Genomic DNA, 26,854 nt, shown 5'->3' on the forward strand with positions numbered 1-26,854 from the left:
TCCTTTCGTCTGTTCTTTTATTCGGCGGCGACTTGCGCCGGGGTGTGGATACCGCATTCGGTCTTGGACTGGCCAAGCCAGCGGCCCGAGCGGATATCGCCATCGGCCTGCACCGGCGCGGTGCAGGTCCAGCAACCGATCGAGGCATACCCCATATCGGTCAGCGGGTGTCGCGGCAAATCGAAGCGCTGGAAATAGTCCTCGATCGCGGCAGCGTCCCAATTGGCCAGCGGATTGACCCGGATGCGGCCATTGATGCGCTCGACAACGGGCAGGCTCATGCGGCCGCCGCCATGGAAGCGTTTCCGGCCGGTGATCAACGCGTCGTAGTCGCCGATGATTTCGTCCAGCGGGCGAACCTTGCGCAAGGCGCAGCAGGCGTCCGGGTCGCGGCGCCACAGGCGATCATCACTGTCTTCGCTGGCAACCTCTTCGGCGTCCGGCTTGAGCAGGCGGATATTGCTCAGGCCAAGCTGTTCGGTCAGCTGGCGCTGGTATTGTTCGGTCTGGGCGAAGAGACGGCCGGTATCGAGGAAGATGACCGGGGTCGCCGGATCGATCTGGGCGATCATGTGCAGACCGACAGCGGCCTCGGCGCCGAAGGAGGACATGATGGCGACCTTGCCGACCCACTCATTCCTGATGGCATCGCGCAGGATGTCCTGCGGGGTCATGTCGCGATAGCGGGCATTGAGCGCGGCGAGGTCGTCTTCCGGCCGTTTGTGGCGGTGGCGGAAGAGTGGTGTGACATTGCCCCGGCCCGGCTGGTAGGCGTGGGCAAAACGGGTGCGGGCGCGAGCCCAGTCGGCTTCCAGCCCTTTGCGATCGGGATCGACATCGTCAAAGCCGACGCGTATCAGGTGCTGGGCCTGGTCGGGAATGAGATCGCCGACGGCGCGCAGCTTGCCGGTGTAACCGGCCCGCTCGCGCAGCTGGGTCGCCAGGGAAAAGCCCCGGCCGTCATTGAATTTGGGAAAGCGGATATCGACCCGCACAGCCCCGGCGATCTCGGCCTCGGCCTCGCGCCAGTCGGCATCGCCGTCCAGCTCCACGATGCGTCCACCACCGGCGGCCAGTTGGGCGTCGGCGACATTGCGGGTTTCGGTCTTGCGATCAAGCGTCAGCATAGATGGCCTCCTTGAAGGCGTCGGATCCGACACGGCGCAGCGTGTCGATGAAGCGCTCATTGTCGGCGCGAATGTCGAGATAGGTTTCCAGCGCGCGGGCGATCGCGGCGGGGACGTCCTCACCGGCCAGGCCCTTGCCGATGATCGAGCCGATGGCAGCATCGGCCCCGAAGGCCCCGCCCAGGGTGATCTGGTAGAATTCCTCACCGCGCTTGTCGACGCCGAGCACGCCGATATGGGCAACATGGTGGTGGCCGCAGGCATTGATGCAGCCATCAATCTTGATGGTCACATCGCCGGCCTTCTCCGACAGGCCCTTTTCCTCCAGCAGGCTGGAAATCGCTTGGGCGATCGGGATCGAGCGGGCATTGGCGAGATTGCAATAATCCAGGCCCGGGCAGGCGACGATATCGGTGGCGAGGCCGGCATTGGCAACGGCGAGACCGGCGTCGACCAGACCATTCCAGACGGCCTCGATGTCCTCATTGCGGACATGCGGCAGGATCAGGTTCTGGTCCGGCGTGGCGCGGATTTCGTCAAAGCCAAAACGCTCGGCCAGATCGGCGACGGCGTCCATCTGCGTGTCGGTGATATCACCGGGCGTGCCGCCGATGGGTTTCAGCGAGATGACCAGCGAAGACAGGCCATCAACCGCATGGTCACGGCGATTGCGGTCGAGCCAGCGGGCGAAGGCACGGTTCTCCGTCACTGGAACGGGCGTCGGTTCGACCGCTTTCGGCTGGTCGAAAAAGCTGCGGATGCGGGCGATTTCCTCGGCCGGGAGTTTCAGCTCGCCATCCCGGATCACCGCCCATTCATCCTCGACCTGGCGGCTATATTCCTCGGCGCCCAGGGCTTCGACCAGGATCTTGATCCGGGCCTTGTAGAGATTGTCGCGGCGGCCGTGCTGATTGTACACGCGCAGGCAGGCGGTGAGGTAGGACAACAGGTCCTCCGGCGCCAGGAAGGGATTGATCAGCTGGGCCAGGCGCGGCGTGCGGCCCTGGCCGCCCCCGACCCAGACCTCAAATCCGGTTGTCCCGGCCTCGTTCCGGACGATCTGCAGGCCGATATCATGCACGCGGATGCCGGCGCGGTCGGCCTTGGCCCCGTTGACGGCGATCTTGAACTTGCGCGGCAGGAAGGTGAATTCCGGGTGGAAGCTCGACCATTGGCGCACGATTTCGGCCCAGGGGCGACCATCTTCCAGCTCGTCGGCGGCGGCACCGGCAAACGGGTCGGCGGTGACATTGCGGATGCAATTGCCCGAGGTCTGGATGGCGTGCATCTCGACGGCGGCGAGGCGGTCGAGAATGTCGGGAATGTCGACAAGGGCCGGCCAATTGTACTGGATATTGGTGCGCGTCGTGAAATGGCCATAGCCGCGGTCATAATCGCGGGCGATGCCGGCCAGGGTGCGCATCTGGGCGCTGTTGAAGGTCCCGTAGGGGATCGCCACCCGCAGCATGTAGGCGTGCAGCTGCAGATAGACGCCATTCATCAGGCGCAGCGGCTTGAACTGGTCCTCGGTCAGACGACCGTCCAGACGGCGTTCGACCTGGTCGCGGAATTCCGCGATCCGGTCCGCCACCATGGCGTGGTCGTAGCTGTCATACTTGTACATGGGTCACGCGGTCGCTTGTGTGTGGGTGGAGCCGGTGGTCGGGCCGGTCAGGCGGATGCCCTCGCGGCGCCATTTCTGGCCGCCGGGCCTGTGTGATCCCGGCACGTCATCCTCGAGATCAATCAGATAGGCGCCGACGGCGATGTGACTTTCATCCGAGGCGATTTCGAGCGTCGCATCGGCCTGATCCTCGTCGAGACGGGCGGCCTCGGCGAGATCGGTCGACCACTGGCCGGTGGCGGTGCGATAGATCACCCGGCCATCGGTGAGGCGGTTGGCGGTCACGGTCTTCATGCGAATTGCTCCCGCTCGGCCGGAGCCTTGGCACTGCCCGCCAGGGCGGCACCGGCAACCTCGCCGACAATCATGATCGTGGGACCGGAAATAGCCTCGCGTTCGACCAGGGCGGCGAGATCGCCGAGCGTGCCGAAGACACGGCGCTCCGTGTCCAGCGTGCCGTTCTCGATAAGGGCGACCGGCGTGGAGGGATTCCGACCGGCCGCAACCATCTTCGCCTGGATGTCCGGCGCGGCGCCGACGCCCATGTAGAAGACCGTCGTGGAGTTGGGTGCTGACAGGGCCCGGTAATCGGCGTCCGGCCCGTCCTGCTTGACCACGCCCGAGGCAAACGTCACCGATTGAGCATGGTCGCGATGGGTCAGGGGAATTCCCGCGGACGCGGCGCAGGCGACGGCTGCGGTGATGCCCGGCGTCACTTCGACTGCGATACCGGCGGCGCGAACCACGTCCAGCTCTTCGCCGCCGCGCCCGAAGACAAACGGGTCGCCGCCCTTGATGCGGACCACGCGCTGACCCTTGCGGGCCTCGCGGACCAGAATCTGGCCGATCTCGTCCTGCGGGACGGGGTGATGACCCTTGGTCTTGCCGACATCGATGCGCAGCGCATCGCGGCGGGCCAGATCCATCACGCCTTGCGAAACCAGGCGATCATGCACGATCACATCGGCCTCGCGCAGCAGGCGGGCGGCCTTGAGGGTGAGGAGGTCGGGATCGCCGGGACCGGCGCCGACCAGATGGACAATGCCGGTCTTGGCGGACGTCTCGCCGTTCAGCTCACGCAGCATTTCGCGGCGGGCGCCGATCTTGTCACCGGCGAGGGCGAGGTCGCGGGCCTTGCCGCGCAGGGCGCGTTCCCAGAAGGCGCGGCGGTCGTCGAATTTCGACAGGACAGACTTCACCGTGCCGCGCAGTTCGCGGGCGAGATCGGCAATGACGCCGATCCGTGCCGGCAGGACCTGTTCGATCGCGGCGCGGATATCGACCGAGAGGACCGGCGCGGCGCCGCCGGAGGCGATCGAAACGACAATGCCGTCGCGGTCGACAATGGCCGGGGTCTGGAAGTCGGAGGCGGCGGGGCTGTCGACGATATTGACCAGCGCGCCTTGGCTGCGGCCCCAACGGGCCAGCTTGGCCACGTCGCGGTCTTCACCGCCGGCCAGGAAAATCAATGTCGCGCCACGGAGGTCCCGCCGTGTCGGCACACGGCGGATTATCTTCGCATATTGGGCGATATCCGAAGCAACAGGATCATGGGTCTCACCGGTGAACCAGAGCAACCGGGCTGGGGAAGACACGAACAGGCGTGCTTTCGGCTCGGCCATCGGGCCATGCCCGACAACGATCACCGTCTGTCCATCTAGGGGAATGGAGGCAGGAAATACACGCATGCTCACTCGTCCGATCCTGCGCCTTCGTGGCGCGACGAGTTCAATATTTCTATTCGGTGCAGCGATTTCAAACGACGATTATTGGCTTTTGACGTTAGAAAAACTAAAGTGATGCCATGGTCCAGACATCCCGCCTCCCGCCCCTCAATGCCCTGCGCGCCTTCGAGGCGGCTGCCCGGCTTGAGAGCTTTGCCCGCGCCGCCGATGAGTTGGCGGTGACGCCGGGGGCGATCAGTCAGCAAATCCGCCAGCTGGAAGAGCATGTCGGCGCGCCGCTTTTTGTCCGTCAGGGGCGTGGTTTGGGGCTGACCGAGGCGGGCCGTGCTGCAGCCGGCATCACGTCGGAAGCCTTCGAGACCCTGGAACGCGCCGTCTCCCTGATGCGCCAGCCCGTCCATCGCCGCGCGCTGACCGTCTCGGTCGCGCCCTCCTTTGCCGGCAAATGGCTGGCACCGCGCCTGTTCCGCTTCCAGGAGGAAGTGCCCGGCGTGGAAGTCTGGATTGCGGCAACGTCGGAACGGGTCGATCTGGCCGCCGGCGCCGCCGATCTGGGCATACGCTATGGCCCGGGCGGTGACATGACGCTGCACGAAGAGATGCTTCTGGCCGAGGAAGTCCTGCCGGTCTGCTCGCCCGATCTCCTGCGTGAGGGTCCGCCGCTCGCCCGGGCCCAGGACCTGCGCGGCCAGACCCTGCTGCACGATGCGTCACCGGAGACCGAGGTCGACGGCGCCGACTGGGCCTCCTGGCTCAAGGCCCGCAATGCACGCGGTGTCGACGTGTCCGGCGGCGTGCGCTTCAACCAGTCCGCCCTGGTGATTGATGCTGCCGTCGCCGGTCGCGGCGTCGCGCTGGCCAAGCGCGCTTTGGTGCAAAACGACCTCGCCAGTGGCCGCCTCGTCGCCCTCTTCGCTGACGGCACAACGCCGGTCCGCTCGGCCTATCACATCGTCACCGCGCGAAACCGGCCCCTGAGCCCGGACGCGCGGGCGTTTATCGCCTGGCTGAAGGCAGAGGCGCGGGTGCATGAGCATTCGGTGGATGAGCTTTAGGGGCACGTGGACGAGGGCGCTTGCGCTCAGCTGCCCATTCATCGCTTGCCGGGAGTTCGCGCTATCCGGATTTCAAGGTCAAGGGCGCGTACGCGCCGCTTCGCGGTTTCACCCTTGAGCTTGAAATCCGGATAGCGCCTGCTGGCTGACAAGCGATCTATGGGTATTTCCGCGCGTGGCGCCGAGTTCCAATAAATCTCCTTCCCCCGGCATCCCACGGTCGCGGCGCAGCCGCGATCCGGGGGATCTCAGCCAAACCGTCGACGGGGTAGCGCAGGTCCCCCGGATGCCCGCTTCGCGGTCCCCGTGGGATGGCGGTGGGAATGTGGCTATTGGGCAATACAGACGGGCATATAGCCCGCCACAATAGTCTTCACCGTCGGCGCCGGCGTCAGCACCTCAACCCGATCCGGCAAAGCGTCCGGCCCCGCCGCATAGCCCTCGAACGCCCAGGCCCACACACGTCCTTGCCAGCAAACCAGCGGCGCCCCGTCAGGCTCGGCGCGAAAAAAGACGCCCTCTGGCAGCTCCAACAGCTTCGCCTCAAACGTCACCTGCTTGCGTGACCGTGACATCACCCGCGCCTTGTGGAGGACTCGATCCATGTCCGGCGCGCGATGTGGCAAGTCGGGATGCGCCTTGGCAAAAGCCTCGCGAAACCGGTTGAAATCCTCTCGGCGGCATTCAGCGCAGGGACGATGTCCGGCGGCGAGTGCGACGGCTTCGTCGGTGAAAAAGAGCTCGGTATACCAGCCTGGGGCCATCAATTCGCGGCGGCGCGCCTTGAAGGCGAGGGTGCAGGTCACCCAGGCCTGGTGTTTCCAGCGCGCGGTGCCGAGTTGCTGGCGGTCATCATGCAGGATGCCGCGATTGCCCATCAGCGTGCCGCGGGCGCTGTGGGCGCAGATTTCGCCGGTGGGCGTGACGCGGTTTTGCAGCGGGGTGGTGCGTGTCATGGGGTGAGGGTGGCGGTTGAGGCGGCGCAGGGCAATCCGGTTCTTGTGCCCCACATTTGTCATCCCCGCCGGATGTCCCGCGCAGGCGGGACGAAGAGCGGGGGCCTAACTGGTTGCTACCAGCTAGGTCCCTGACTTTCGCCCGGCCTTCGCCGGGCTTCCATCAGGGATGACAATCAAGGGCCCGACTACTTGCAACACGTCCCCGTTACCGCCAACATCTTGCAACTCACTCGCACTAACAAACAAACCCGTTCGCAAACGGTCGCTTAAGGGGGAAATCGCTTGACCCTTGGCGCGTTCACCATGTGAGATTGGTTTCAATTCTGCGACCCTCGACGGTCGCCGGCCCATAACAGTACGGGCGAAAGCCCGGGGTGAGGAGCATGAAGCCGACCGATACGCGCGATCCCGACTATTTTCACAAGGTCGTGGATTGCCAATGGGCATGCCCGGCACACACGCCGGTGCCTGAATATATCCGTCTGATTGCGCAAGGTGAATTCACCGAAGCCTATCTCGTCAATCGTCGTTCCAACGTCTTCCCGGGCATTCTCGGCCGGGTCTGCGACCGCCCCTGCGAGCCGGCTTGCCGGCGTGGCCGGGTCGAGGAGGAACCGGTCGCGATCTGCCGCTTGAAACGGGTCGCTGCCGACCATCGCGACGAGGTGAAACATCTCGTGCCGCAAAAGCCGGCCAATACGAATGGCAAGAAGATCGCCCTGATCGGCGCCGGTCCGGCGTCCTTGACCGTGGCCAATGATCTCGCCCCGCTGGGTTATGAGTGCACGATCTTTGAAGCGCATCACCGTCCCGGCGGGCTGATGATCTCCAACATCCCCTCCTTCCGCCTGCCGGAAGAAGTGCTGGACGAGGAGATCGGATACATTCTCGATCAGGGCGTCGAGCTGAAGACCGGTCACCGGATCGAGAGCCTCAAGGCCTTGAGCGAGAGCGGTTATGACGCAGTTTTCATCGGCTCGGGTGCGCCCAAGGGCAAGGATCTGAAGATCGAGGGCCGCGACGAGGCCGACGCCAATATCCATATCGGTATTGACTGGCTGGAAAGCGTCGCCTTCGAGCATACCGACAAGATCGGCAAACAGGTCCTGATCATCGGTGTCGGCAATACGGCGATGGATTGTTGCCGCACCTCGCTGCGCCTCGGCGCCGATGATGTGAAGGTTATGGCCCGCAAGCCGCGGCAATTCTTCAAGGCTTCCCCCTGGGAGCTGGAAGATGCCGAGGACGAGAATGTCGAAATCCTGGTCAATCACTCGCCCAAGCGTTTCGTGGTCGAGAATGGCAAGCTGACCGGCATGGAATTCGAGCTGATGGAGTACCAGCTCGATGAGGACGGCCAGATCACCGACACCAGGATCGCCGGCACGACCATCATCCCCTGCACCGATGTCATCCTGGCCATCGGCCAGGAAAACGCCTTCCCCTGGATCGAGCGCGATATCGGGATCGAGTTCGACAAATGGGGCGTGCCGATCGTTGACGAGAAGACCTTCGAGTCGACGAAGAAGGGCATCTTCTTCGGCGGCGACAGCGCCTTTGGACCCAAGAATATCATCTGGGCGGTCGAGCATGGGCACCAGGCGGCAATCTCGATCCACAAGCATTGCGAGGCGACCGACCTCAAGCAGCGCCTGCCGCGCGGGGTCAATCTGCAATCCGCCAAGATGGGCGTGAATGAGTGGATGTATTCCAACAGCTATACCGGCGAGCATCGTCGGCAGATGCCGTTGGCCGAACTCAAGGCGCGCCTCTCCAATCGCAAGATGGAAGTCGAGACCGGCTATACCGCGGAGCAGATCGCGACCGAGGTCCAGCGCTGTCTCAATTGCGACGTGCAGACCGTGTTCGAGGCACCGCTGTGCAAGGAATGCGATGCCTGCATGGATATCTGTCCGGTCGATTGCCTGTCGATCGTGCCGGTCGCAGAGGAAGCCGAGCTGCGCCAGTCGCTGCGGGTGCCGGCCAATAACAAGGACCAGGCCCTGTTTGTCTCCGAGCCGCTGAAGGATACCGGGCGGGTCATGGTGAAGGACGAAAATCTCTGCCTGCATTGTGGCCTGTGCGCCGAGCGTTGTCCGACCGCAGCGTGGGACATGCAGGACGCCGACATCTTCATTCCGCATGTCGACGATGAAACGAAGAAAGTGGCGGCCGAATGAAGGATCTCGTGGACGTGTCAGGCGAAGTCCGGGTCAACGACTTCGTCATCAAGATCGGCAATGTGAACGGCACCGGTTCGGCCTCGGCCAATGGTCTTCTGATGAAGGCGATCTTCCGCATGGGCGTGCCGGTGGTGGGCAAGAACCTCTTCCCCTCCAACATCCAGGGTCTGCCGACCTGGTATGAGATCCGTCTCACCAAGGATGGCTATATGGCCCGCTCGGGCACGGCGGAATTCATCGTCGCCATGAATGCCGAGACCTATAAACAAGACCTCGCCGAGGTCTCACCGGGCGGCTTCCTGCTGTATGACTCGACCTGGCCGCGCCCGGACCTGCACGCGCGCGCCGACGTCACCGCGATCGGCGTGCCGCTGGCGCGCCTGGTCAACGCCGCCTTCGACAATGCCCGCACCCGCGTTCTGATGAAGAACATGGCCTATGTTGGAGCCGTCGCCGGCCTGACCGGGCTGGATGTCGAGGTCATCCGCAATCTGGTCAAGGAGATGTTCGGCACGAAAGAGCATCTTATCGACGCCAATATGAAGGCGATCGGGCTGGGTCTGGACTATGTCCGCGAACATTTTTCCGAGCCGCTGCCGCTGCGCATCGAGCCGATGGACAAGACCGCCGGTCACATCATGATTGATGGCAATACGGCCGCCGCGCTGGGGTGTGTCTATGCCGGGGCGACCTTTGGCGCCTGGTACCCGATCACGCCCTCGACCTCGTTGATGGATGGCTTCAAGGCGTTTTGTGAGAAATTCCGCGTCGATCCCGACACGGGCGAGAAGAATTTCTGCATCATCCAGGGTGAGGACGAGCTGGCCTCGGTCGGCATGGCCATCGGCGCCGGCTGGAATGGTGCACGCGCCTTCACGCCGACCTCCGGTCCCGGCATCTCCCTGATGAGTGAATTCATCGGCTTTGCCTATTATGGCGAAGTGCCGGTGGTGTTGTTCGACGTCCAGCGCGCGGGGCCGTCGACCGGTCTGCCGACGCGGACCCAGCAGTGCGACATCACCCTGGCCGCCTATGCCAGCCATGGCGACACCAAGCATATCCTCCTCTTCCCGGCCAATCCGAAGGAATGCTTCGAGATGGCGGTGCAGAGTTTCGACATTGCCGAACGCTTCCAGACCCCGGTCTTCTTCATGACCGATCTCGATATCGGCATGAATGACTGGATGATCCCGGAGCTGGACTGGGATGACAGCTACCAGCCCGATCGCGGCAAGGTGCTGACCGCCGACCAGATTGAAAGCCTCGAGAAATTCTACCGTTACGAAGACCGTGACGGCGACGCCATCGCCTGGCGGACCCTGCCGGGCACGCACCCCAAGGGCGCCTATTTCACGCGTGGCTCCGGCCATAACTGGAAGGGCGGCTATACCGAGGATGCCGAGGAGTACAAGGTCGTGCTCGACCGGCTGACCACCAAGTGGAAGAATGCCGCCAATGCGGTCCCGGCACCGGTCATCACACGCTGCGGGAAGGATGCCCGGCGGGCGATCATCTCGGTTGGCGGTTGTGACGGGGCTGTGCTGGAAGCGCTGGACCGTTTTGCCGAGAATGGCGTGAACCTTGATTATCTGCGGGTTCGGGGTTTCCCCTTCAACGCTGAGGTCGACCAGTTCATTGACCAGTATGACGAGGTGTTCGTAGTCGAGCAGAACCGCGACGGGCAATTGCGCTCGCTTCTGGTCAACGAGACCGAGGCGCCCAAGCACAAGCTGGTCTCGATCCTCGATTATGCCGGCATGGCCGCCAATCCGAAATTCATCATCGAGGGCATTTCCGCCCATCTGGAAGCCCTGGGAGACGTCGCATGACCTCCATGAGCAAGCCCTTCATCGACAAGCACCTGCCGAAGAACAAGCTCGGCCTGTCGGTCAGGAATTATGAAGGCGTGATGTCGACCCTGTGTGCCGGTTGCGGCCACGACTCGGTCACTGCCGCCCTGGTCCAGGCCTTCTGGGAGCTGGACCTGGCACCCGAGAGCGCCGCCAAGGTGTCCGGCATTGGCTGTTCGTCCAAGACGACCGCCTATTTCATGGGGCAGTCCCACGGCATCAATTGCGTGCACGGGCGCATGCCGTCAGTGGCGACCGGTGCCAATGCGGCCAATGGCGATCTCAATTATATCGGCATTTCCGGTGACGGGGATTCCCTGTCGATCGGCTTCGGGCAATTTGCGCACGCCATCCGGCGAAATCTCAACATGCTGTATATCCTGGAGAATAACGGCGTGTACGGGCTGACCAAGGGGCAGTTCTCGGCGGCGGCCGATTATGGCTCGAAGTCGAAAAAGGGTTTGGCCAATGACCAGATGCCGATCGACCCCTGCGTTCAGGCGCTGACCTTGGGTGCGGGTTTCGTGGCGCGGGCCTTCTCCGGTGACAAGTCGCAGCTGATCCCGCTGATCAAGGCCGGTCTCAAGCACAAGGGCTTTGCCCTGATCGACGTCATTTCGCCCTGCGTGACCTTCAACGACCATGCCGGCTCGACCAAGAGTTATGCCCACACCTACAAATACTATCATCCGCTGGTGCACACGGATTTTGTTGCCCATGCCGATGAGACCACCGGTGCCTATGACAAGGACGGGGCGATGCGGGTGACGATGGCTGATGGCGGCGAGCTTTTCCTGCGCAAGACGGCGGATGACTATGATCCGCGAGATCGGGCGCAGGCGATCGAGACCTTGTTGATGAACAAGAGTGAGGGCGAGATCCGCACCGGTCTTTTGTATCTCAACAGCGATCTGCCCGACATGCAGGCCGCCAACAAGCTGCCGAAAATCCCGCTCAACCAGGTGCCCTATGAGCGTCTGACCCCGGGCAAGGCGGCGCTGGCCAAGCTGCAGTCGCGCTATCGCTAAGAGCCGTTGAAGCGCTCGATCCGCGGTGCCGCATCATTGGCGGCGGCGCGGGCGGCGGGACTGTCGGCCAGTCCGGCGAGGGTGATGTGGATGAAGCTGGCGCCGGTCTCATCGCGGATCGGCGTGTAGCGAACCTGCCAAAAACGATCCGAGCGGTAGCGGTCGACCCACACCGCGCTGGCGCCCAGTATATTGCCCTCGAGCAGGCCCTGCCGCGTCAGGGCGTCGAGATCGCTGATCAGGCGGTCGAGGGCCGGCGCGTCGTGGATCTGGCGATTGTTGGCCAGGAAGTCGCGCGCCATGTCGGCGCTGGCCGCCTCGACGCTGGGGCCGTCCGGCCCGGTCTGCAGCAGCAGGCAGGGAAAGGGGCTGTGATCGACCGTTGCGCGTAGGTCATCGAACAGCGAGCGCGTCCGTGGGTCCTCGGCCAGTCTCATGATCGCCTCGGCGACCGGCGCGGGAGGCAGGACAAGACCGGCCTCCAGGCGCGAGACATAGGTCTGGCTGACGCCGATGAGCTCGGCCATCGCGCCTTGTTTCAGCCTCAACCTCAGCCGAAGCGAGCGGACCGTCTTTGCCCAGTCGATTTCCAAGACGGAATTCTAACCCCTTTGAATCTTGGGATTATCTTGCCGCCCCACGGAGATGAATGAGCACTCATAAAATATGAATTATCCACGCCCGGATGGGTGATGGACGCGCCTAGAAACCCAGGGCCCGGCCAACATAACCGGGCAGGTCCGACATCAGGGCGCCGAGCTCTCCGCGGGCCCAGGCCGGCAGGAAAATCGCCAGCACGACGCTGATGATCAGGCCGAGAAAGGCGCGCAACACGTCCGAGGTGACGTCCCACAGGGCGGCCATTTTCGAGCGCAAACCGGCAATATAGGCGATGGCGATTTCGCGGCCGGCCAACATGCCGAGGAAGACCCAGGTCGTGCTCATCGGCACGTCATTGACCTCTTTGAAAATGTACAGGATGACGCCGTAAATCAGGTCGATGGCGGTGGCGGCGCGGATATCGGTCGAATTGGTTTTCGACAGGACGATTTTCTGGATCTCGCCGCCGCGATTGCGGAAGATGATCGCGTGCAGGGCCAGCATCACGACGGTGGCGAATATCAGCAGGAATGGCGAGAAGGTCACCTGGGTCTGCATGACCGCGACACCTTCCTGCAGGACCGGCAGGCCGGCATCATCGAGCACGGGAACCAGCTCGGTCGTGCGCGGCAGGAAGATGAAGATATTGGCCAGATCCTGCATCAACCACTGCGCCCACAGGAAAGCGGTGGCGGCCCATTGCGCGACATACCAGATCGGGTTGTGCGGTGCGTCCTTGGTGCGGTCGATCCAGCGCTCGAAAATCCGCGAAATGATCATGTAGACGAAGAAGGCGGCGCTGATCGCGACGATGTAGCCAAGCGCCGACTTGGTCAGCATTTTCGGCAGTACGCCCTCGGTGTTGGCGCCGCCGGTCAGGGCGAAGATGGTCAGGACCAGGAAGGTTGTCGAAACCGGGATGCCGTAGCGGGTCAGGATGAGCAGGAAAAGCGGTGGAATGGCGTGCCACCACTGAACGCCGCCATCAGGATAGGGCAGCGAGTTGAGCCGGTCGAAGGCGATGTCGCCATTGCCGCCGAAAAAGCCCCACAGCATGACCACGACGATGATCGAGCAGGCATAGGCCCACAATACATACCAAGGGCGTTTCGCGTTGGAGCTGAGGAAGGTGCCGAGCGTCTGGATCGCGTCATTGGCGACGATAGAGTAGGCGGCGATGAGAAATCCGATGATCGAGAAGATCCAGACCGCTGTGTTCAGATCGGCCATGGCCGGCACTCCTTTGGAGACAAAACGCCGGGGCAGGTAGCAAACCCGGGGGGTATCGATCAATCAGAGTCGCACCATCCTGCCGCAATTTCACACAAGTGTCGTAAATGCCTGCGCGTTTGCGTCTGATTGGTTGCTTTAAGCTCCAGTCTTCACAAAGCCACCAAAGTGAGTTATAAAATATAACCGCCGATGACCGGCACCGGCGCGCCCTCTCGCTCCGGAGATGCGCACATGTCCGACACGACTTTGAATCTTGATGTCCAGGCCATTCACTGGCCGTCCGTGATCCGCCATTACCGACTGTCGAAAGGCCTGAAACAGGCCGCTATGGCGCATGATCTCGGTGTCACGCAGACCATGATCTCGCGCTGGGAATCCGGCGGCGCCATCCCGTCGCTCCGCATTCAGGAGCGGGTTTTCGACTTGTACTGGGCGTCGCAGACCTCGGTCTCGCGGTCAGCTTGGCTGGACCGTATCGGACGCCACCCCGCTGTGGTCGGGGTGATCAATGCAGACGGGCGCATCCTGCGCGCCAGTCGCGGCTTCCGGCGCAGCCTGGACTGTTCACGCCATGCCCTGGAAGGACGCTATATCCACGAGGCATTTGAGGGCGACTGGCCGGCGCTTCATGAGGCGCTCGTCTCGTCGGGCCTGTTTGAGGGGCGCGTCGCGTCGGCCGAAAGCATCGACGCCATCACCTTCCTGGCGCCTGACGGTGAACGCCGTCGCCGCTTTGTTCATGGCCTGCATCGCCCGAGCTTCCTGCCGGGGCCGGAAATCGTATGGTTGTTATCGGGTGCCGATGTTTCCGAGCGGGTACATGCAGATGTCTCAGCCCGCCTCGGTGGATCGAAAGTCATCAGGAAGGCGATCTAGACGATGGCAGGTGCGGAGATTGTCAGCCGGGCCGATCCTGATTTCTGGCGTAATCTGCTGCGCCGCTACCGCTTCACAAACAACGTCAAACAGGCTGCACTCGCTTATGATCTTGGCGTTACCCAAGCGATGGTGTCGCGCTGGGAATCCGGTGCGGTGCAACCGGCGGCCGACATGCAGGAACGCATACGGGCCCTGGCCGGTACACCCGAAGATATGGCGTCGCCGCTTGTGGGTTGGCGCAATCATGTTGCGTTCCAGCCAGGTATCGCTGCAGTCGTGGACCGCGACGGGCTGATCGAAACCGTCAGTTCCGGCCTGCTCCGCGATGCCGAGATGGCGCGGCCGCAAATTGAAGGCAAGCAGCTCGAGGCGATATTCATTGGCGATGTGATCGAGCTCTTCAACACACTCATGGAAAAAGGTTTCTTTGACGGCGCGCAGGAAAGCGCCGAAAGTGCAGACCGGTATTGTTTTGCCAATTCACATGGTAAACGCGATATTGGGCCGGTGCATGGACTGCACTGGCCGCATGTGGCCGAAGATGGAACGGTCCGGTGGATGCTGACCGGGGCACGGGTCAGCGCCAAGGAGTTCGAGCTGCTGCGCGAGGAATTGGGCGGACAGGTCGCACTTTCCGGTGATGACTGAACCCGCAAGGGGGGCGGAGTGGTACAAGACATCAAGCTGTCGATGACGTCGAGCAAGGTCAATTGGCCGTCGGTCATTCGCAATTTCCGAATGTCGAAACGGCTCAAACAGGCTGCCCTGGCGGCAGACCTTGGCGTGACCCAAGCCATGATCTCGCGCTGGGAAAACGGCGATAGTGAACCGCCCGAACGGATCAAGCGCCGGATGGCGGAACTGGTCCAGGATGCGTTCGTCATCGCGCCGGCGCCGACCTGGGTCGATCTGGTCTCGCTCAACCCGTCGATCGAATTCGTCACCGACTCCATGGGCATGATCAAGGCGATCTCACTCGGCGCGCTCGACCTGTTCGGTATCAAGCGCAATGAGATCGAGGGCCGCAATATCCGTAATTTCCTGGGCGGCGATTTCTCCGCTGCGCTGGAGCAATTGCGTGCAGAGGGCATGTTTCAGAACAATCTCGCCTTTGCTCAGAGCATCGGCACGCTGGAAGTCAATGTGTCGGCTGGCATGCAGTCGCTGCTGTGTGACTTCATCCATTGGCCGCGGATTTCCGAGGCCCGCACCGTCTATTGCATCCATTCCGGCGCCACGCTTGACGAAAAGCGCTATGCCGCCCGGCTGGAAGAGCGCGGCGACAAGGTCGTGGTGCGTCGGACTTTTTAGGCGGGCGATACCCCGGACACAAAAAAGGGCGGCTCCGACGAGCCGCCCTTTTTCGTTGTGAAGCGCGGCCGACTACTCGCCCAGCTGCGCATCCCGCAGGGCGCGGAACTCATTGCCCTCATACCAGTTCGGCCAGTCGTCCGAATTGGCCAGACGCGAGCCGACATTGAAGAACAGGGTCGTATCCTCGACCATGCCGGACATGTCCCAATCGGCAGAGTATTCATCCGCCGGGCCGTGATAGCGGTTGGCCCGATAATCCTCGCCCATGGCTTCGCCGGCTTCGCGGCCGCCATCACGCAGGTCAAACCCGCCATCGGCGTAGAGCATCGGCACGCCCTGCTTGGCCAGCGAGATATGGTCGGAACGATAGAAATAGCCGGCTTCCGGATTGGGATCCGGCACGATGTAGCGATCCTGCTCGGCGGCGGCTTCGGTCAGGACATCTTCCAGTTCGGACGCACCGTGACCAACCACGACCACGTCGCGGGACCGGCCCGAAGGCAGGATGGCGTCGATATTGATGCCGCCCACGGTCTGGCCGTAAGGCACGATCGGGTTTTCACCGTAATAAGCCGAACCCAGCAGGCCGGACTCTTCGGCCGTCACCGCCAGGATCATCACCGAACGCTCCGGCGGGTTGGCGACGAAGGCTTCGCCGATATCGAGAATGGCGGCGGTGCCGGTCGCATTGTCGACGGCGCCATTATAGATGCCGTCCTCGCCTGCTGGCACGTCGCGGATGCCGATATGATCCCAATGTGCCGTGTAGAGTACGTACTCGTCCGGACGGGTCGTGCCGGGCACCAGGCCGACGACATTGCGCGAGTCCAGGGTTTCGGCGGAATTCACCAGATGGGCCGATGCCGTGAGGCCAGTCATCGGCACCGCTTCAAAGCCCGGCTCGGCGGCGGCGGCGGTCAGCGCGTCGAAATCCAGTCCGGCAAGGTCGAACAGTTCGCGGGCGCGCGGCTCGGTGATCCAGCTTTCGACATTGGCGAAAGTGCCCTCGCCGGGCTCGCGGGCGAGATCGAGCTGGGTGCCGGACCAGGACCCGGAGACCACATTCCAGCCATAGGAGGCGGGGGCGGTCTGGTGGATCAGGATGACGCCGGCCGCGCCCTGGCGGGCGGCTTCCTCATACTTGTAGGTCCAGCGGCCATAATAGGTCATGGCATTGCCGTTGAAGAGCCCGCTGTCGGGATTGGTAAAGCCGGGATCATTGACCAGCATGACAACGGTGCGGCCCTCGACATCCAGGCCTTCATAGTCATTCCAGCCATATTCCGGTGCCACGACGCCATAGCCGACAAAGACCAGCTCGCTGGCGTCCAGTGAGATGTCGCTGGAATTGAGCTTGGACCAGTAAACGACATCCTCGCTCATCGAGAGGCCGAGCGGTTCGCCGTTGAAGGCGATATCGAAACTGGATTGTTCGGCGTCCAACGTCACGGCAAGCAGGGAGACAGGCTGGAAATAGCTGCCCTCATAACCTGGCGCGAGGCCGATGCGGGCCATCTCGTCGGCGATCCACTGGCTGGCGGCAATGCCGCCGGGCGTGGCCGGGGCGCGGCCTTCGAAGGAATCATCGGCCAGCGTCGAAATGCGATGGCGCAGGTCGGCCTCGCTGATCGCAGCGCTGGTCATGCTTTCGGTATGGCTGGTGCCGGTGTCGGCCGCAGGCGCAGCGGCCGTTTCCGTATCGGTTTCACTTGCCGGCGAGCAGGCGGCAATGGTCAGGGCGACCAGCGCTGCGGGAAATCCGGTATGTTTCATCTCAACCCCCTATCAATCATTGGGCAATGCCCATTTTCTGTGCAACATCGTGCCTGCGTCGCGGCGCGCTGCAAACTAGCGCAGGCAGGCGATCGATGGAAATCGGGTTTGACCAAACCTGAATGACCATTCATGTTCGCGTCGATGGAGAGCGACGCATCGCACGGTCGGACAACGACCGGCAGGCCTTGAGGGGAGAGATCATGGCGAGTGAAAAGACCGTCGACGAGGGTCGGCAATCCGGAGGTGCGGGATACCGAACCTATGTCATGGTATTGCTGTTTCTGGTCTACACATTCAACTTTCTGGATCGCCAGATCATTTCCATCCTTGGTGAGCCGATCAAAAATGAGTTTGATCTGACCGATGAGCAGCTCGGCGCCCTCGGCGGGTTTGCCTTCGCTTTTCTCTATTCAACATTCGGTGTCCCGATCGCTTGGTTGGCGGATCGCTGGAGCCGAACCTGGATCATGGCCATCTCGCTCACATTGTGGAGCGCTTTCACTGCGGTGAGCGGCCTGGTTCAAAATTATACCCAATTGTTCCTGGCGCGGATGGGCGTCGGTATTGGTGAGGCTGGCGGTGTTGCGCCCGCCTACTCGATCATCGCTGACTATTTTCCACCCGACCAGCGGGGACGGGCCCTTGCTTTTTACTCGCTGGGCATTCCTGTCGGCAGCGCATTTGGGGTCATCGCCGGGGCACTGATTGCCAGCGGAGCGATTGGCGACGGACTCGATTGGCGCGCAGCCTTCATCATTGTGGGTGTCGCGGGCGTCATTCTGGCACCGATTTTCCGGCTGACAGTCAAAGAGCCCAAGCGTGGCGTTTATGATGCGCCACGACCGGTCAGCGAAGGGACGAAGGCGCCTGGCCTCCCGACGGTTCTCGGCTTTCTTTCCAAGAAGCCAAGCTTTTGGTTCCTCGTTCTGGGCGCGTCCTGTTCGTCCATGATGGGATACGGGATTTTCTTCTGGATCCCGTCATTCCTCGCTCGCAGTTACGGGCTGGGCCTTGTCGATCGCGGCTGGCTATTCGGCGGCATCCTGTTCGTTGGTGGATGCATCGGAATTTTGATGGGGGGGGTTCTTGGGGACCGGCTCGGAAAAGCAAAGAAATCTGCCTATGCAAAGGTACCGGCATTCGCATTCCTGCTGACATTTCCATTTTACGTGGCAGCTGTATTGGCCCCGAATATCTACATCGCCTCGGTTCTTTTCCTGGTGCCAACCGCTCTCGGTTTGATGTGGCTCGGACCGGTATTGTCCGCGTTCCAGCATCTGGTCCGCCCCAGCATGCGCGCGACTGCATCCTCGATTTTCCTGCTAATCAATAACCTGCTTGGCATCGGTGTCGGCGTTTACGTGCTCGGAAAATTGTCGACAATGCTCGAGCCGACCTTTGGGGAGGAGTCGCTCCGCTATTCCATTCTCCTAGGGTCGCTGCTCTATATCGTTGCGGCAATTTTGTTCTTCGTCGCCGCCCGCACGCTTGAGCGCGACTGGGAAAAAGATCCAGACACGGTCCCCGTCCCGCAGGCCGAACTGCCGACGGAGGCTGAACCGTCCTGATGGCTGACGCGCACTTCACCGATCATTTCTTCGAGACTGCGGATGGTCCGCGCATTCACTGGCGCGACTATCCGGCCATGGGCGAGGAGACCGGCCTGCCGGTCATCTGCCTGCATGGTCTGACCCGCAATGTCAGGGATTTCGAGGATTTCGCGCCGATGGTCGCGGCAACCGGCCGGCGGGTGATTTCGATCTCCTCGCGCGGTCGCGGCCAATCCGATCATGATCCGGTGGTCGCGCGGTACCAGCCACCGACCTATGCCGGGGACGTGATGGCACTGCTGGCTTCGATCGGCCTGTCGCGCGCGGTCTTTGTCGGGACGTCGATGGGCGGCTTGATGATCTTCATCATCGCCAGCCTGCAGCCAAGCTTGGTCGCTGCCGCCGTGATCAATGATATCGGTCCGGAAATCGCCACCGAAGGGCTCGACCGGATCAAGTCGAATGTCTCGAGCCGCGATCCGGTCACGGACTGGGCGGATGCGGCGGCGCGCACACGTCTGTCCAACCTCGCGGCCTTTCCCAAGCGTGATGGCGATACGGCTTTCTGGGAAGACTTTGCCCGCAAGACCTGGGTCGAGCGGGAGGATGGCAGCATCGCGCTGGCCTATGACGGGGCGCTGGTCGGCCAGATGGATGAGGGCGGGCCGCTGCCCGATCTCTGGTCCTTCTGGGAACCCTTTGCCGACATACCGACCCTGGTCGTGCGCGGTGGCATATCCGATCTGCTGACGCCGGCAACCGTGGCTGAGATGAAGCGCCGCAAGCCTGACCTGGCGACGGTCGAGGTGCCCGATGTCGGGCATGCGCCTTTCATCACCGAGCCGGAAGCGTGGCAGGCGGTTGAAGCCTTCCTGGGTCAGGTCGACTGATCAGCTGAAATGTCGGGTGATGAGGTCGGCGTCCGGCTTCTCGTTCCAGAACAGGCGTGATCCGGTCGCGCTGTCGAGTTCGGCGGCGCACAGATTGCCGGTCTTCACCTTGGCATTGCCATCATCGCCGCTCAGTGCCGCGTGCATGTAGCGCAAAATGCCGTTCGAGGTGATCACCAGGGCGAGGCCCCTGGTTGATGCCGCGTCGGCCATGGCGGCGAGGGCGTTGGCCTTGAGCTCGGCATTTGACGGTGACCAGTCGACCCCGTCCGGGCGGGTGTGGCGCTTGTCCCAGCAATCCAGCGCTTCCTGGCCGAATTCGGCAATGATCTGATCATTCGACTTGCCGCCCCAGGACCCGTAATCGATCTCGGTCAAGCGGGTGTCGATCTCGATTTCGCCGGCAAAGCCGGTCAGTCCGGCGACGATCTCTGCCGCCCGGCGGGTCCGCTTGAGGGGGCCGCAGATCAGGCGGGCCGGGATGGCGCCCGCCGCCTTCAGGGCCTCACCCAGCGCGCGGGCTTGCGCCTCACCGCTCTCGACCAGGGGCAGGTCTTCCTTTGCCCCGACCCAGACCGGTGTGTCGCCGGGGCCGAATGTATTGCCATGGCGGGCGAGCAGGATCCGTCCCATCAGACCAGCTCGCCTTCAGCGGCGATTATGCCCTCGACCCGGACGGCGTCTTCCGGCGCGTCCACCGACCAGGCCGAACGGCCGCGATAGTCGGTCAGCACAACACGGATCGGGATGCCGTTCTCGAGCGCCCGCAACTGTTCCAGGCTCTCGGTCAGCTCGAACGGGGTCGGCTCCAGCGCCACCAGCTCTTCCAACGTATCGCGGCGATAGCCGTACAGGCCGATATGCTGGTAGGTCGGCGCACCCTCGTTCGGTTTGCGGCGGAAGGGGATGACATTCTTGGAGAAATACATCGCATCCATCGCCTTGTTGAAGACGACGGTGGTGCCCGAGGCTGACCCGTTGGCCTTGTCGGCGCGCATGCGGGCCTCGGTCTCGGCGGGCAGGGCGATCGCAGGCGTTGCCATTTGCAGCGACGGGTCGGCGCGCAGGGTTTCGGCGACACCGCCGATCACCCAGGGCGGGATCAATGGCGCGTCGCCCTGGACGTTGATGACGATATCGGCGTCGCTGGTCAGACGCTTCACCGCGTCCAGCGCCCGTTCGGTGCCGTTGCGACAGTCCGGATCGGTCATGACGGCCTCGCCGCCGGCGGCTGCGACCGCGTCCATGATCCGCTGATCGTCGGTGGCAACCACAACCCGGTCGACACCGGGCGCTGCCGCGGCGATGCGCCAGACGCGCTCGACCATCATCCGGCCGGCGATCATGGCCAGCGGCTTGCCGGGAAAACGGGTCGATCCGAAACGGGCGGGAATGACGGCGAGAACGGACATGGCGAGCCTCAGATCCAGTGATCACCGGCTTGTTCCACAAGACGGGGCCAAAGGCCATATCTGCCCGGGCGCGACGTCAGACACAAAAATTACAATCGCGTAATGCTCAGCGGCGTGTCTTGGCAGTGTCGGTCAAATCTCTAATCTCGCGCGCTTTGTTGCCATGCCGTATCAGAGAAAAACGGGTGGCTTGGTGGTCAGGGGTATTCCACATGAAGCGTCTCGGTTTGATTTGCGTTCTCGCCTTGATGGCGTCCGGCTGTGCATCCTATGAGGGCACGGATTATGAGGGACAGTCTCCGCGCGAGCGTTTTCTCGAAACGGTCGCGCCGGAGGGTATGCGTCGCGTATGCACGTCGGAGCCGGTTCTGGGTACGAATCGTCGCGAACAAGTTTGCACCAATGTTCCCGAGGATGATGCCGACGAGACAAATTGAGGCTGATGCGAAGGGTCTTTTGCTTCGCTCGAAGATCAGGCATATGTCACGCAATAACACCCGGCCCCTGGGCCGGGTGTTTGCAATTTCATGCCTGCCAACCTTCGAAGAGACCCCGACATGCGCCATTTCCTTTCGACCGCAGATTGGACACGTAACGAACTTCAGGGCCTGCTCGACCGAGCCAGTGCTTTCAAGTCCGGGGCGGTGAGCCGATCGCTCGAAGGCAAGTCGGTGGCGCTGGTCTTCTTCAATCCGTCGCTGCGCACCCGGACGTCCTTCGACATCGGCACGCAGCGTCTGGGCGGCCACGCCATTGTGCTGGACGCCAAGGGCGCCACCTGGCCGATGGAATTCGGTGATGGCGCGGTGATGGATGGGGACAAGGAAGAGCATGTGCGCGAGGCGGCGCGTGTCCTGTCCTCCTATGTCGACCTGATTGCCATTCGCTGTTTTCCCGAGTTCAAGGACTGGCAGGCCGAGCGCGAGGACCCGCTGATCGAGGCGTTTGCCAAGCACGCGACCGTGCCGGTCATCAACATGGAAACCATCGTCCACCCCTGTCAGGAGCTGGCCCATATGCTGGCCCTGCAGGAGCGCATGGGACCGATTGCCGGCAAGACTTATCTCCTGACCTGGGTGCCGCACCCCAAGCCGCTCAATACGGCGGTGGCCAATTCCTCCCTGCTGATCGCCTCCAAGTTCGGCGCCAATGTCCGCATCCTGGTGCCGGATGAGGCCTATCGCCTCGACGAGCGCTACATGTCGGCGGCAGAACGCTTTACCGCCGAGGGCGGCGGCTCGGTGACGCTGACGACCGATGTCGAGGCGGCCTATGATGGCGCTGATATGGTCTATGCCAAGAGCTGGGGCGCGCTGCCGTTTTACGGCAATTGGGGCGACGAGGCGCCGCTGCGGGCCAAGGGCGCCGACTTCATGATCACGCCGGAGAAGATGGCGCTGACCAACAAGGCCGCCGTCAGCCACTGCCTGCCGATGCGCCGCAATGTGAAGATCGCCGATGCCGTCGTCGACAGTCCCGCCTTCATGGGGATCGAGGAGGCGGCCAATCGCCTGCCGGTGCAGATGGCGGTGATGGAAACCCTGGCGGCCCAAGCCGGAGGTGCAGAATGACGTCGAACGCACCCGGGGTTCGTCAAACGATTGTGCAATTGCTGTCGCACATGCGCGACGGCAAGGAGATCCGTGAATACCTGCACCGCTTCTCCGGCATCGACCAGGAGCGCTTTGCCGTCATCAAGGTCGGCGGTGCTGTCATCCAGGATGATCTGCACGGCCTCGCTTCGGCACTGGCCTTCCTGCAGACGGTCGGCCTGACCCCGGTGGTGGTGCATGGCGGCGGTCCGCAGCTTGATGCGGCGCTCGCCGCCGCCGACATTCCCACGGAACGGATCGACGGTTTGCGGGTGACCCGCGATGCCGCCATCCCGATCATTCGCGATACGCTGACACAGGCCAATCTGACCCTGGTCGATGCCATCCGCGATGCGGGTGGTCGTGCTGCGGCTGTGCCGCGCGGCGTGTTCGAAGCCGATATCGTCGATGCCGCCCGCCTCGGCCGGGTTGGAGAGCCCAGCCGCATCCATCTGGATCTGGTGGGGTCGGCGGCCCGCGCCGGCCAAGCCGCGATCCTGGCCTGTCTCGGCGAGACACCGGACGGCACGCTGGTCAACATCAATGCCGATGTCGCCGTGCGCGCTCTGGTCCATGCGCTGCAGCCCTACAAGGTGGTCTTCCTGACCGGCACCGGCGGCCTGCTGGACGAGGATGGCGATATCCTGTCCTCGATCAATCTGGCGACTGATTTTGCCGACCTGATGCAGGCTGATTGGGTCAATGGCGGCATGCGGTTGAAGCTGGAGGAGATCAAGCGCCTGCTCGACGATCTGCCGCTCTCCTCCTCGGTCTCGATCACCCGTCCGGCGGAACTGGCCCGCGAACTCTTCACCCATGCGGGGGCCGGCACGCTGATCCGTCGCGGCGAGCGCATTGTGGCGGCTGACAGTAAGAGCGCACTCGATCTCGATCGTCTCGATACGCTGGTCCGCACCGCCTTCGGGCGCCAGACCGTGGCCGGTTACTGGGACGACCTCGTCGTTGACCGGGCCTTTGTCACCGAGAGCTATCGTGCTGCAGCCATCACGACGCGGCTGGATGGCTATGTTTATCTCGACAAATTCGCCGTGCTCGACGAGGCGCGCGGTGAGGGGCTGGGGCGGACGGTCTGGCACCGTCTGGTCGATTATGCGCCGGAAATGATCTGGCGCTCACGCACAGCCAACCCGGTCAATGGTTTCTATTTCGAGGAATGCGACGGCGCGATCCGGCGCGATGAGTGGACCGTGTTCTGGCGCGGCAACATGGATCCGGCCTCGATCACCGGCGTGGTCGAGAAAGCGTTTGCCCTGCCGCCGACGCTCGAGGCACCGTTATGAGTGCCCGGCGGGTCGGCCTGGTCGGCGCGCGTGGCCATACCGGACGCGAGCTTCTGCGCCTGATTGCCGGGCGCGATGACCTGGAGCTGGTTTTCGCCAGCTCGCGCGAATGGGCCGGCAAGCGGGTTTCCGAGATGGCACCGGAGATCACGACGGATCTGGTCTTCGAGGCATTGGGACCGGCGGCGGTCGGCGCTCGCGACGTCGATGCCGTCATCCTGGCTCTGCCCAATGGAGCCGGCGCGCCTTTCGTTGCGGCGATCTCGCCCGACACCGTGATTGTCGATCTGTCAGCGGACTACCGCTTTGACGATGACTGGGTCTATGGCCTGCCGGAAATTCATGGCCGTGACCGGCTGGCCGGGGCCACCCGGATCGCCAATCCGGGGTGTTATGCCACGGCCGGTCAGCTGGCGATCGCGCCGCTGCGCGGCCGCCTTGTCGGCGATGCACATGTCTTTGGCGTGTCAGGCTATTCCGGCGCCGGCACGACGCCGTCGCGCAAGAATGACACGGCGGCGCTGGCCGACAATCTGATGCCCTATGCGCTGAGCGGGCATCTGCACGAACGCGAAATGGCGCGTCACAGCGGTGAAGGCGTGCGCTTTAGCCCGCATGTGGCCGCTTTCTTTCGCGGTATTGTCGCAACCACGCATCTCACACTGGACGCCCCGATGACGCTGGCCGAGGTCGAGGCGCTCTATGCCCGCGCCTATGCCGGCGAGGCCTTGGTCACAATCATCGACGGAATCCCGGAAGTGCGCGACGCAGCGCTGCAGCCGGGCGCCGTGATCGGTGGTTTCACGCTCGACGACAGCGGTCGCAAGCTGGTCGTCGTGACCGCCCTGGACAATCTCCTCAAGGGGGCGGCCGTGCAGGCGATGCAGAATCTCACACTGGCGCTGGGGTTGCCGGAAGGCGCCTATTCGTCCCCGCCGCTGTAACCCCGCACCGGCGTGGTGTCGTCAGCCGCGTCATGCGCCTGCCATCGGATTTCATAGGCTTCGTCGCGCTCGACCCGTTGATGACCCTCAGCGACCCACAGGGAAAAGTCGCGGGTGAAGGGACCGTCGAGCGGAATGGCCAGCGTGCCGACCGGTTCAAAGACAGCAAAGTCTTCCCTTAGCCGCGGCACTTCGAGCGGGCGGTTGGATACAATCAGGAGCCGGCCCTGCGGATCCTCGTCCAGCGGCCAGACATCCTCGGCATGATTGGTCGGACCGGCATGGCGCAGCCACATCGCAGTCCGCCCGTCCAGCTGTGGCGCGTAGCGCTGCATCTGGTGGAAGGTGTTGCGATCATCAAACACGATGAGTGCGTAATCGTCGGCCGCGGCGGCAGCAATGATCCGTTCGGCGGTCACGTCCCAGGCGCGGATCCGCTTGGTCGCATCGCCGGCGCCGAGTGCTTCGACCAGGGCCGGGCTGGCCGCCAGCGCGATTGCAAACAGGCCGATCAGCGTGTGCAGTCCGATCGACCCGTACAGCGCCCAGCGACGCCATGCTGCACCGCGCAACAGAAAGGCCAGGACCAGTAAGGTTCCAGCGACATAGGTGGCCGCGGCCCAGTTGGCATGGGCGCGGGAGATGAAGGCCTGTCCGGTCACCACCAGCAGCGGCGGCAGGGCATAGAGGACCAGCAGGCGCTGGTCCGGATCGATGCGCAGGAAGCGGGTGACGGTCAACCAGAACACGGTCACCAGGACGCCGAAAGTGAGCGGGCCGAACACGCCGGGCTGGGCCGCCAGGAATTCGATCAGCTCACCGGGATGGAAGAGGTCATTGCCCCAGTTCGCATTGGCGGCGGTATGGCTGACGGTCGCAAAGTCATTGGCGGCATTCCAGGCCAGGTTCGGCGCCAGCAGGAGCAGGAAGATCGCCGCCGCGATGCCGCCATGCGGGCTCAGCAGGGCGCGACGTACGGCTGGATCGAACACCAGGGCGAGGCCGGTCGAGACCAGAAAATAGATCATTGCGTATTTCGACAGGAAGCCGAAGCCGAGCGCGACGCCCAGCCCGATGGCGGCGCCCCAACCGCCACCGGCCCGCAGGCGCAGCAGGGCGTAAAGCCCGCCGGACCAGGCGCTGAAAAGGACGGCGTCGGTTGAGATCACGAAGCCGGACAACCAGATAGCCGGCATGGTGAGGTAGAGCGTGGCGGCCCAGAAGCCGGCCCGTTCACCCCATAATTGCCGGGCGCTGAGCATCAGGAAAATCGCGGTTGCGGTATGCAGCAGGGGGGCCGGCAGCCGGATCGCAAAATCACTGTCGCCGAACAGGCTGGTCGACAGGCCGATCAACCAGGCGATCATTGGCGGCTTGGAATAGTATCCCCAGTCGAAAACGCGCGACCAGACCCAGTATTGGGACTCGTCCTGATAGAGCGAGACCGGACTGACCGCGAGGGCCAGGATGCGCAGGATCGCAAAACCGGCGATCAGCAAGAGCGCAGCGTGTCGCCACGAGATTCGACTCGGCAAGGAAGATGTGTGCGACTCGGTCATGTCGGGTCCGGAAGCTGCCAAAAAGTGTTACATTTTCGCCGCAGCCTATGCGCTTTTCGACTCCGACCGTAAAGGGCCGCGTGGATAAAAAAAGCCGCGGTCTGAATTCCCGAGTGGCGGATTTTGAGGTTTTGTGCGGCTGCACACACACATCTTGCGATTTGTTGCGGTTGCGAACGCCGTCGTCACTCGCGTGCGACCCGGACGCTGTCACAAAAGCTTCGCCCAGCTGTCTTGGAAAGTTCGACCGGTCGGCGTAGACGGCCCCTGCTTCGTACGGGGAACCCTCCCCG

The 26,854-nt window shown here is 63.1% G+C and carries 24 protein-coding genes; 13 read left to right on the forward strand and 11 right to left on the reverse strand.

All coding sequences use genetic code 11. The features are described 5' to 3' along the window. Positions 1 to 17: 17 nt before the first annotated feature. From C7435_RS11815 to cysG, 4 genes are read right to left on the reverse strand one after another with little or no spacing between them, the layout of a single operon-like run. Positions 18 to 1,127, reverse strand: coding sequence for a phosphoadenylyl-sulfate reductase (locus tag C7435_RS11815; RefSeq protein ID WP_170150453.1), 1,110 nt, complete (start codon positions 1,125 to 1,127; stop codon positions 18 to 20). After that, a complete protein-coding gene (locus C7435_RS11820; RefSeq protein ID WP_121211713.1) occupies positions 1,114 to 2,751 on the reverse strand; it encodes a nitrite/sulfite reductase in 1,638 nt (545 codons plus the stop codon). The genes C7435_RS11815 and C7435_RS11820 overlap by 14 nt, the downstream gene beginning before the upstream one ends. A gap of 3 nt (positions 2,752 to 2,754) precedes the next feature. Further along, positions 2,755 to 3,045, reverse strand: a complete 291-nt coding sequence (locus C7435_RS11825) for a DUF2849 domain-containing protein (RefSeq protein WP_121211715.1) — start codon at positions 3,043 to 3,045, stop codon at positions 2,755 to 2,757. Further along, positions 3,042 to 4,439, reverse strand: coding sequence for a siroheme synthase CysG (gene cysG, locus C7435_RS11830; RefSeq protein WP_121211718.1), 1,398 nt, complete (start codon positions 4,437 to 4,439; stop codon positions 3,042 to 3,044). The genes C7435_RS11825 and cysG overlap by 4 nt, the downstream gene beginning before the upstream one ends. Before the next feature lie 116 nt (positions 4,440 to 4,555). On the opposite strand from cysG, the gene gcvA reads away from it, so the two are divergent. Beyond that, positions 4,556 to 5,491 carry a transcriptional regulator GcvA gene (gcvA, locus tag C7435_RS11835; RefSeq protein WP_121211720.1) on the forward strand — a complete coding sequence of 312 codons (936 nt, stop codon included), beginning with the start codon at positions 4,556 to 4,558 and terminating at the stop codon, positions 5,489 to 5,491. 329 nt (positions 5,492 to 5,820) lie between these two features. Here gcvA and C7435_RS11840 read toward each other — a convergent pair whose 3' ends face one another. Continuing rightward, on the reverse strand, positions 5,821 to 6,510 hold the full coding sequence (locus tag C7435_RS11840) for a hypothetical protein (protein ID WP_121211722.1): 690 nt from the start codon (positions 6,508 to 6,510) through the stop codon (positions 5,821 to 5,823). A gap of 323 nt (positions 6,511 to 6,833) precedes the next feature. Between C7435_RS11840 and C7435_RS11845 the strand changes: the two genes are divergently transcribed. The 3 genes from C7435_RS11845 to C7435_RS11855 are packed head-to-tail and all read left to right on the forward strand — an operon-like array spanning position 6,834 to position 11,511. Then, on the forward strand, positions 6,834 to 8,630 hold the full coding sequence (locus C7435_RS11845) for an FAD-dependent oxidoreductase (RefSeq protein ID WP_121211724.1): 1,797 nt from the start codon (positions 6,834 to 6,836) through the stop codon (positions 8,628 to 8,630). Further along, the gene (locus C7435_RS11850; protein WP_121211726.1) at positions 8,627 to 10,462 is read left to right on the forward strand and encodes a 2-oxoacid:acceptor oxidoreductase subunit alpha; all 1,836 of its coding nucleotides are present in this window, start codon (positions 8,627 to 8,629) and stop codon (positions 10,460 to 10,462) included. Before C7435_RS11845 ends, C7435_RS11850 begins: the two co-directional genes overlap by 4 nt. Then, the gene (locus tag C7435_RS11855) at positions 10,459 to 11,511 is read left to right on the forward strand and encodes a 2-oxoacid:ferredoxin oxidoreductase subunit beta (RefSeq protein ID WP_121211727.1); all 1,053 of its coding nucleotides are present in this window, start codon (positions 10,459 to 10,461) and stop codon (positions 11,509 to 11,511) included. Before C7435_RS11850 ends, C7435_RS11855 begins: the two co-directional genes overlap by 4 nt. Here C7435_RS11855 and C7435_RS11860 read toward each other — a convergent pair. Then, positions 11,508 to 12,104 (reverse strand): helix-turn-helix domain-containing protein, encoded by a 597-nt coding sequence (locus tag C7435_RS11860; protein ID WP_170150454.1) that lies wholly within the window; start codon positions 12,102 to 12,104, stop codon positions 11,508 to 11,510. The two genes, C7435_RS11855 and C7435_RS11860, sit on opposite strands and share 4 nt — an antisense overlap. 109 nt (positions 12,105 to 12,213) lie before the next feature. Next, positions 12,214 to 13,341 carry a hypothetical protein gene (locus C7435_RS11865; protein ID WP_121211731.1) on the reverse strand — a complete coding sequence of 376 codons (1,128 nt, stop codon included), beginning with the start codon at positions 13,339 to 13,341 and terminating at the stop codon, positions 12,214 to 12,216. Between the two features lie 234 nt (positions 13,342 to 13,575). Here C7435_RS11865 and C7435_RS11870 point away from each other — a divergent pair, with 234 nt between their 5' ends. The 3 genes from C7435_RS11870 to C7435_RS11880 are packed head-to-tail and all read left to right on the forward strand — an operon-like array spanning position 13,576 to position 15,534. Then, a complete protein-coding gene (locus C7435_RS11870) occupies positions 13,576 to 14,220 on the forward strand; it encodes a helix-turn-helix domain-containing protein (protein ID WP_121211733.1) in 645 nt (214 codons plus the stop codon). 3 nt (positions 14,221 to 14,223) lie between these two features. Further along, on the forward strand, positions 14,224 to 14,871 hold the full coding sequence (locus C7435_RS11875) for a helix-turn-helix transcriptional regulator (RefSeq protein WP_121211735.1): 648 nt from the start codon (positions 14,224 to 14,226) through the stop codon (positions 14,869 to 14,871). An 18-nt stretch (positions 14,872 to 14,889) separates the two neighbouring features. After that, positions 14,890 to 15,534 (forward strand): helix-turn-helix domain-containing protein, encoded by a 645-nt coding sequence (locus C7435_RS11880; RefSeq protein WP_075191587.1) that lies wholly within the window; start codon positions 14,890 to 14,892, stop codon positions 15,532 to 15,534. Between the two features lie 72 nt (positions 15,535 to 15,606). Here the strand turns inward: C7435_RS11880 and C7435_RS11885 are convergent, their stop codons facing one another. Beyond that, entirely contained in the window at positions 15,607 to 17,310 is a 1,704-nt protein-coding gene (locus C7435_RS11885; protein WP_121211737.1) for a M28 family metallopeptidase, read from the reverse strand. A gap of 122 nt (positions 17,311 to 17,432) precedes the next feature. Here C7435_RS11885 and C7435_RS11890 point away from each other — a divergent pair, with 122 nt between their 5' ends. Both C7435_RS11890 and C7435_RS11895 read left to right on the forward strand, forming a co-directional pair. Next, a complete protein-coding gene (locus C7435_RS11890; protein ID WP_233128359.1) occupies positions 17,433 to 18,881 on the forward strand; it encodes a spinster family MFS transporter in 1,449 nt (482 codons plus the stop codon). Then, entirely contained in the window at positions 18,881 to 19,753 is an 873-nt protein-coding gene (locus C7435_RS11895; protein ID WP_075191585.1) for an alpha/beta fold hydrolase, read from the forward strand. Before C7435_RS11890 ends, C7435_RS11895 begins: the two co-directional genes overlap by 1 nt. Here C7435_RS11895 and C7435_RS11900 read toward each other — a convergent pair whose 3' ends face one another. Beyond that, on the reverse strand, positions 19,754 to 20,386 hold the full coding sequence (locus C7435_RS11900; protein ID WP_075191584.1) for a histidine phosphatase family protein: 633 nt from the start codon (positions 20,384 to 20,386) through the stop codon (positions 19,754 to 19,756). Further along, positions 20,386 to 21,165 carry a 3-deoxy-manno-octulosonate cytidylyltransferase gene (kdsB, locus tag C7435_RS11905; RefSeq protein WP_075191583.1) on the reverse strand — a complete coding sequence of 260 codons (780 nt, stop codon included), beginning with the start codon at positions 21,163 to 21,165 and terminating at the stop codon, positions 20,386 to 20,388. Before kdsB ends, C7435_RS11900 begins: the two co-directional genes overlap by 1 nt. Before the next feature lie 212 nt (positions 21,166 to 21,377). Between kdsB and C7435_RS11910 the strand changes: the two genes are divergently transcribed. The 4 genes from C7435_RS11910 (at position 21,378) to argC (ending at position 25,002) form a co-directional block, all read left to right on the forward strand. Then, positions 21,378 to 21,602, forward strand: coding sequence for a hypothetical protein (locus C7435_RS11910; RefSeq protein WP_075191582.1), 225 nt, complete (start codon positions 21,378 to 21,380; stop codon positions 21,600 to 21,602). Between the two features lie 120 nt (positions 21,603 to 21,722). Next, positions 21,723 to 22,736 carry an N-acetylornithine carbamoyltransferase gene (locus C7435_RS11915; protein WP_121211738.1) on the forward strand — a complete coding sequence of 338 codons (1,014 nt, stop codon included), beginning with the start codon at positions 21,723 to 21,725 and terminating at the stop codon, positions 22,734 to 22,736. Continuing rightward, positions 22,733 to 24,058, forward strand: coding sequence for an acetylglutamate kinase (locus tag C7435_RS11920; RefSeq protein WP_075191580.1), 1,326 nt, complete (start codon positions 22,733 to 22,735; stop codon positions 24,056 to 24,058). The genes C7435_RS11915 and C7435_RS11920 overlap by 4 nt, the downstream gene beginning before the upstream one ends. Further along, positions 24,055 to 25,002, forward strand: a complete 948-nt coding sequence (argC, locus tag C7435_RS11925) for an N-acetyl-gamma-glutamyl-phosphate reductase (protein WP_121211740.1) — start codon at positions 24,055 to 24,057, stop codon at positions 25,000 to 25,002. The genes C7435_RS11920 and argC overlap by 4 nt, the downstream gene beginning before the upstream one ends. Here the strand turns inward: argC and C7435_RS11930 are convergent. Continuing rightward, positions 24,981 to 26,561, reverse strand: a complete 1,581-nt coding sequence (locus C7435_RS11930) for a glycosyltransferase family 39 protein (RefSeq protein WP_121211742.1) — start codon at positions 26,559 to 26,561, stop codon at positions 24,981 to 24,983. The genes argC and C7435_RS11930 overlap by 22 nt on opposite strands. Between the last annotated feature and the right edge of the window lie 293 nt (positions 26,562 to 26,854).

It is taken from the genome of Maricaulis maris (assembly GCF_003634045.1).
Taxonomy (GTDB): domain Bacteria; phylum Pseudomonadota; class Alphaproteobacteria; order Caulobacterales; family Maricaulaceae; genus Maricaulis; species Maricaulis maris.

Coding starts and splice junctions, on each gene's coding strand:
- C7435_RS11815 (WP_170150453.1), bottom strand. CDS start 1,127: ATGCTGACGCTTGATCGCAAGACCGAAACCCGCAATGTCGCCGACGCC.
- C7435_RS11820 (WP_121211713.1), bottom strand. CDS start 2,751: ATGTACAAGTATGACAGCTACGACCACGCCATGGTGGCGGACCGGATC.
- C7435_RS11825 (WP_121211715.1), bottom strand. CDS start 3,045: ATGAAGACCGTGACCGCCAACCGCCTCACCGATGGCCGGGTGATCTAT.
- cysG (WP_121211718.1), bottom strand. CDS start 4,439: ATGCGTGTATTTCCTGCCTCCATTCCCCTAGATGGACAGACGGTGATC.
- gcvA (WP_121211720.1), top strand. CDS start 4,556: ATGGTCCAGACATCCCGCCTCCCGCCCCTCAATGCCCTGCGCGCCTTC.
- C7435_RS11840 (WP_121211722.1), bottom strand. CDS start 6,510: ATGACAAATGTGGGGCACAAGAACCGGATTGCCCTGCGCCGCCTCAAC.
- C7435_RS11845 (WP_121211724.1), top strand. CDS start 6,834: ATGAAGCCGACCGATACGCGCGATCCCGACTATTTTCACAAGGTCGTG.
- C7435_RS11850 (WP_121211726.1), top strand. CDS start 8,627: ATGAAGGATCTCGTGGACGTGTCAGGCGAAGTCCGGGTCAACGACTTC.
- C7435_RS11855 (WP_121211727.1), top strand. CDS start 10,459: ATGACCTCCATGAGCAAGCCCTTCATCGACAAGCACCTGCCGAAGAAC.
- C7435_RS11865 (WP_121211731.1), bottom strand. CDS start 13,341: ATGGCCGATCTGAACACAGCGGTCTGGATCTTCTCGATCATCGGATTT.
- C7435_RS11870 (WP_121211733.1), top strand. CDS start 13,576: ATGTCCGACACGACTTTGAATCTTGATGTCCAGGCCATTCACTGGCCG.
- C7435_RS11875 (WP_121211735.1), top strand. CDS start 14,224: ATGGCAGGTGCGGAGATTGTCAGCCGGGCCGATCCTGATTTCTGGCGT.
- C7435_RS11885 (WP_121211737.1), bottom strand. CDS start 17,310: ATGAAACATACCGGATTTCCCGCAGCGCTGGTCGCCCTGACCATTGCC.
- C7435_RS11890 (WP_233128359.1), top strand. CDS start 17,433: ATGACCATTCATGTTCGCGTCGATGGAGAGCGACGCATCGCACGGTCG.
- C7435_RS11895 (WP_075191585.1), top strand. CDS start 18,881: ATGGCTGACGCGCACTTCACCGATCATTTCTTCGAGACTGCGGATGGT.
- C7435_RS11900 (WP_075191584.1), bottom strand. CDS start 20,386: ATGGGACGGATCCTGCTCGCCCGCCATGGCAATACATTCGGCCCCGGC.
- kdsB (WP_075191583.1), bottom strand. CDS start 21,165: ATGTCCGTTCTCGCCGTCATTCCCGCCCGTTTCGGATCGACCCGTTTT.
- C7435_RS11910 (WP_075191582.1), top strand. CDS start 21,378: ATGAAGCGTCTCGGTTTGATTTGCGTTCTCGCCTTGATGGCGTCCGGC.
- C7435_RS11915 (WP_121211738.1), top strand. CDS start 21,723: ATGCGCCATTTCCTTTCGACCGCAGATTGGACACGTAACGAACTTCAG.
- C7435_RS11920 (WP_075191580.1), top strand. CDS start 22,733: ATGACGTCGAACGCACCCGGGGTTCGTCAAACGATTGTGCAATTGCTG.
- argC (WP_121211740.1), top strand. CDS start 24,055: ATGAGTGCCCGGCGGGTCGGCCTGGTCGGCGCGCGTGGCCATACCGGA.
- C7435_RS11930 (WP_121211742.1), bottom strand. CDS start 26,561: ATGACCGAGTCGCACACATCTTCCTTGCCGAGTCGAATCTCGTGGCGA.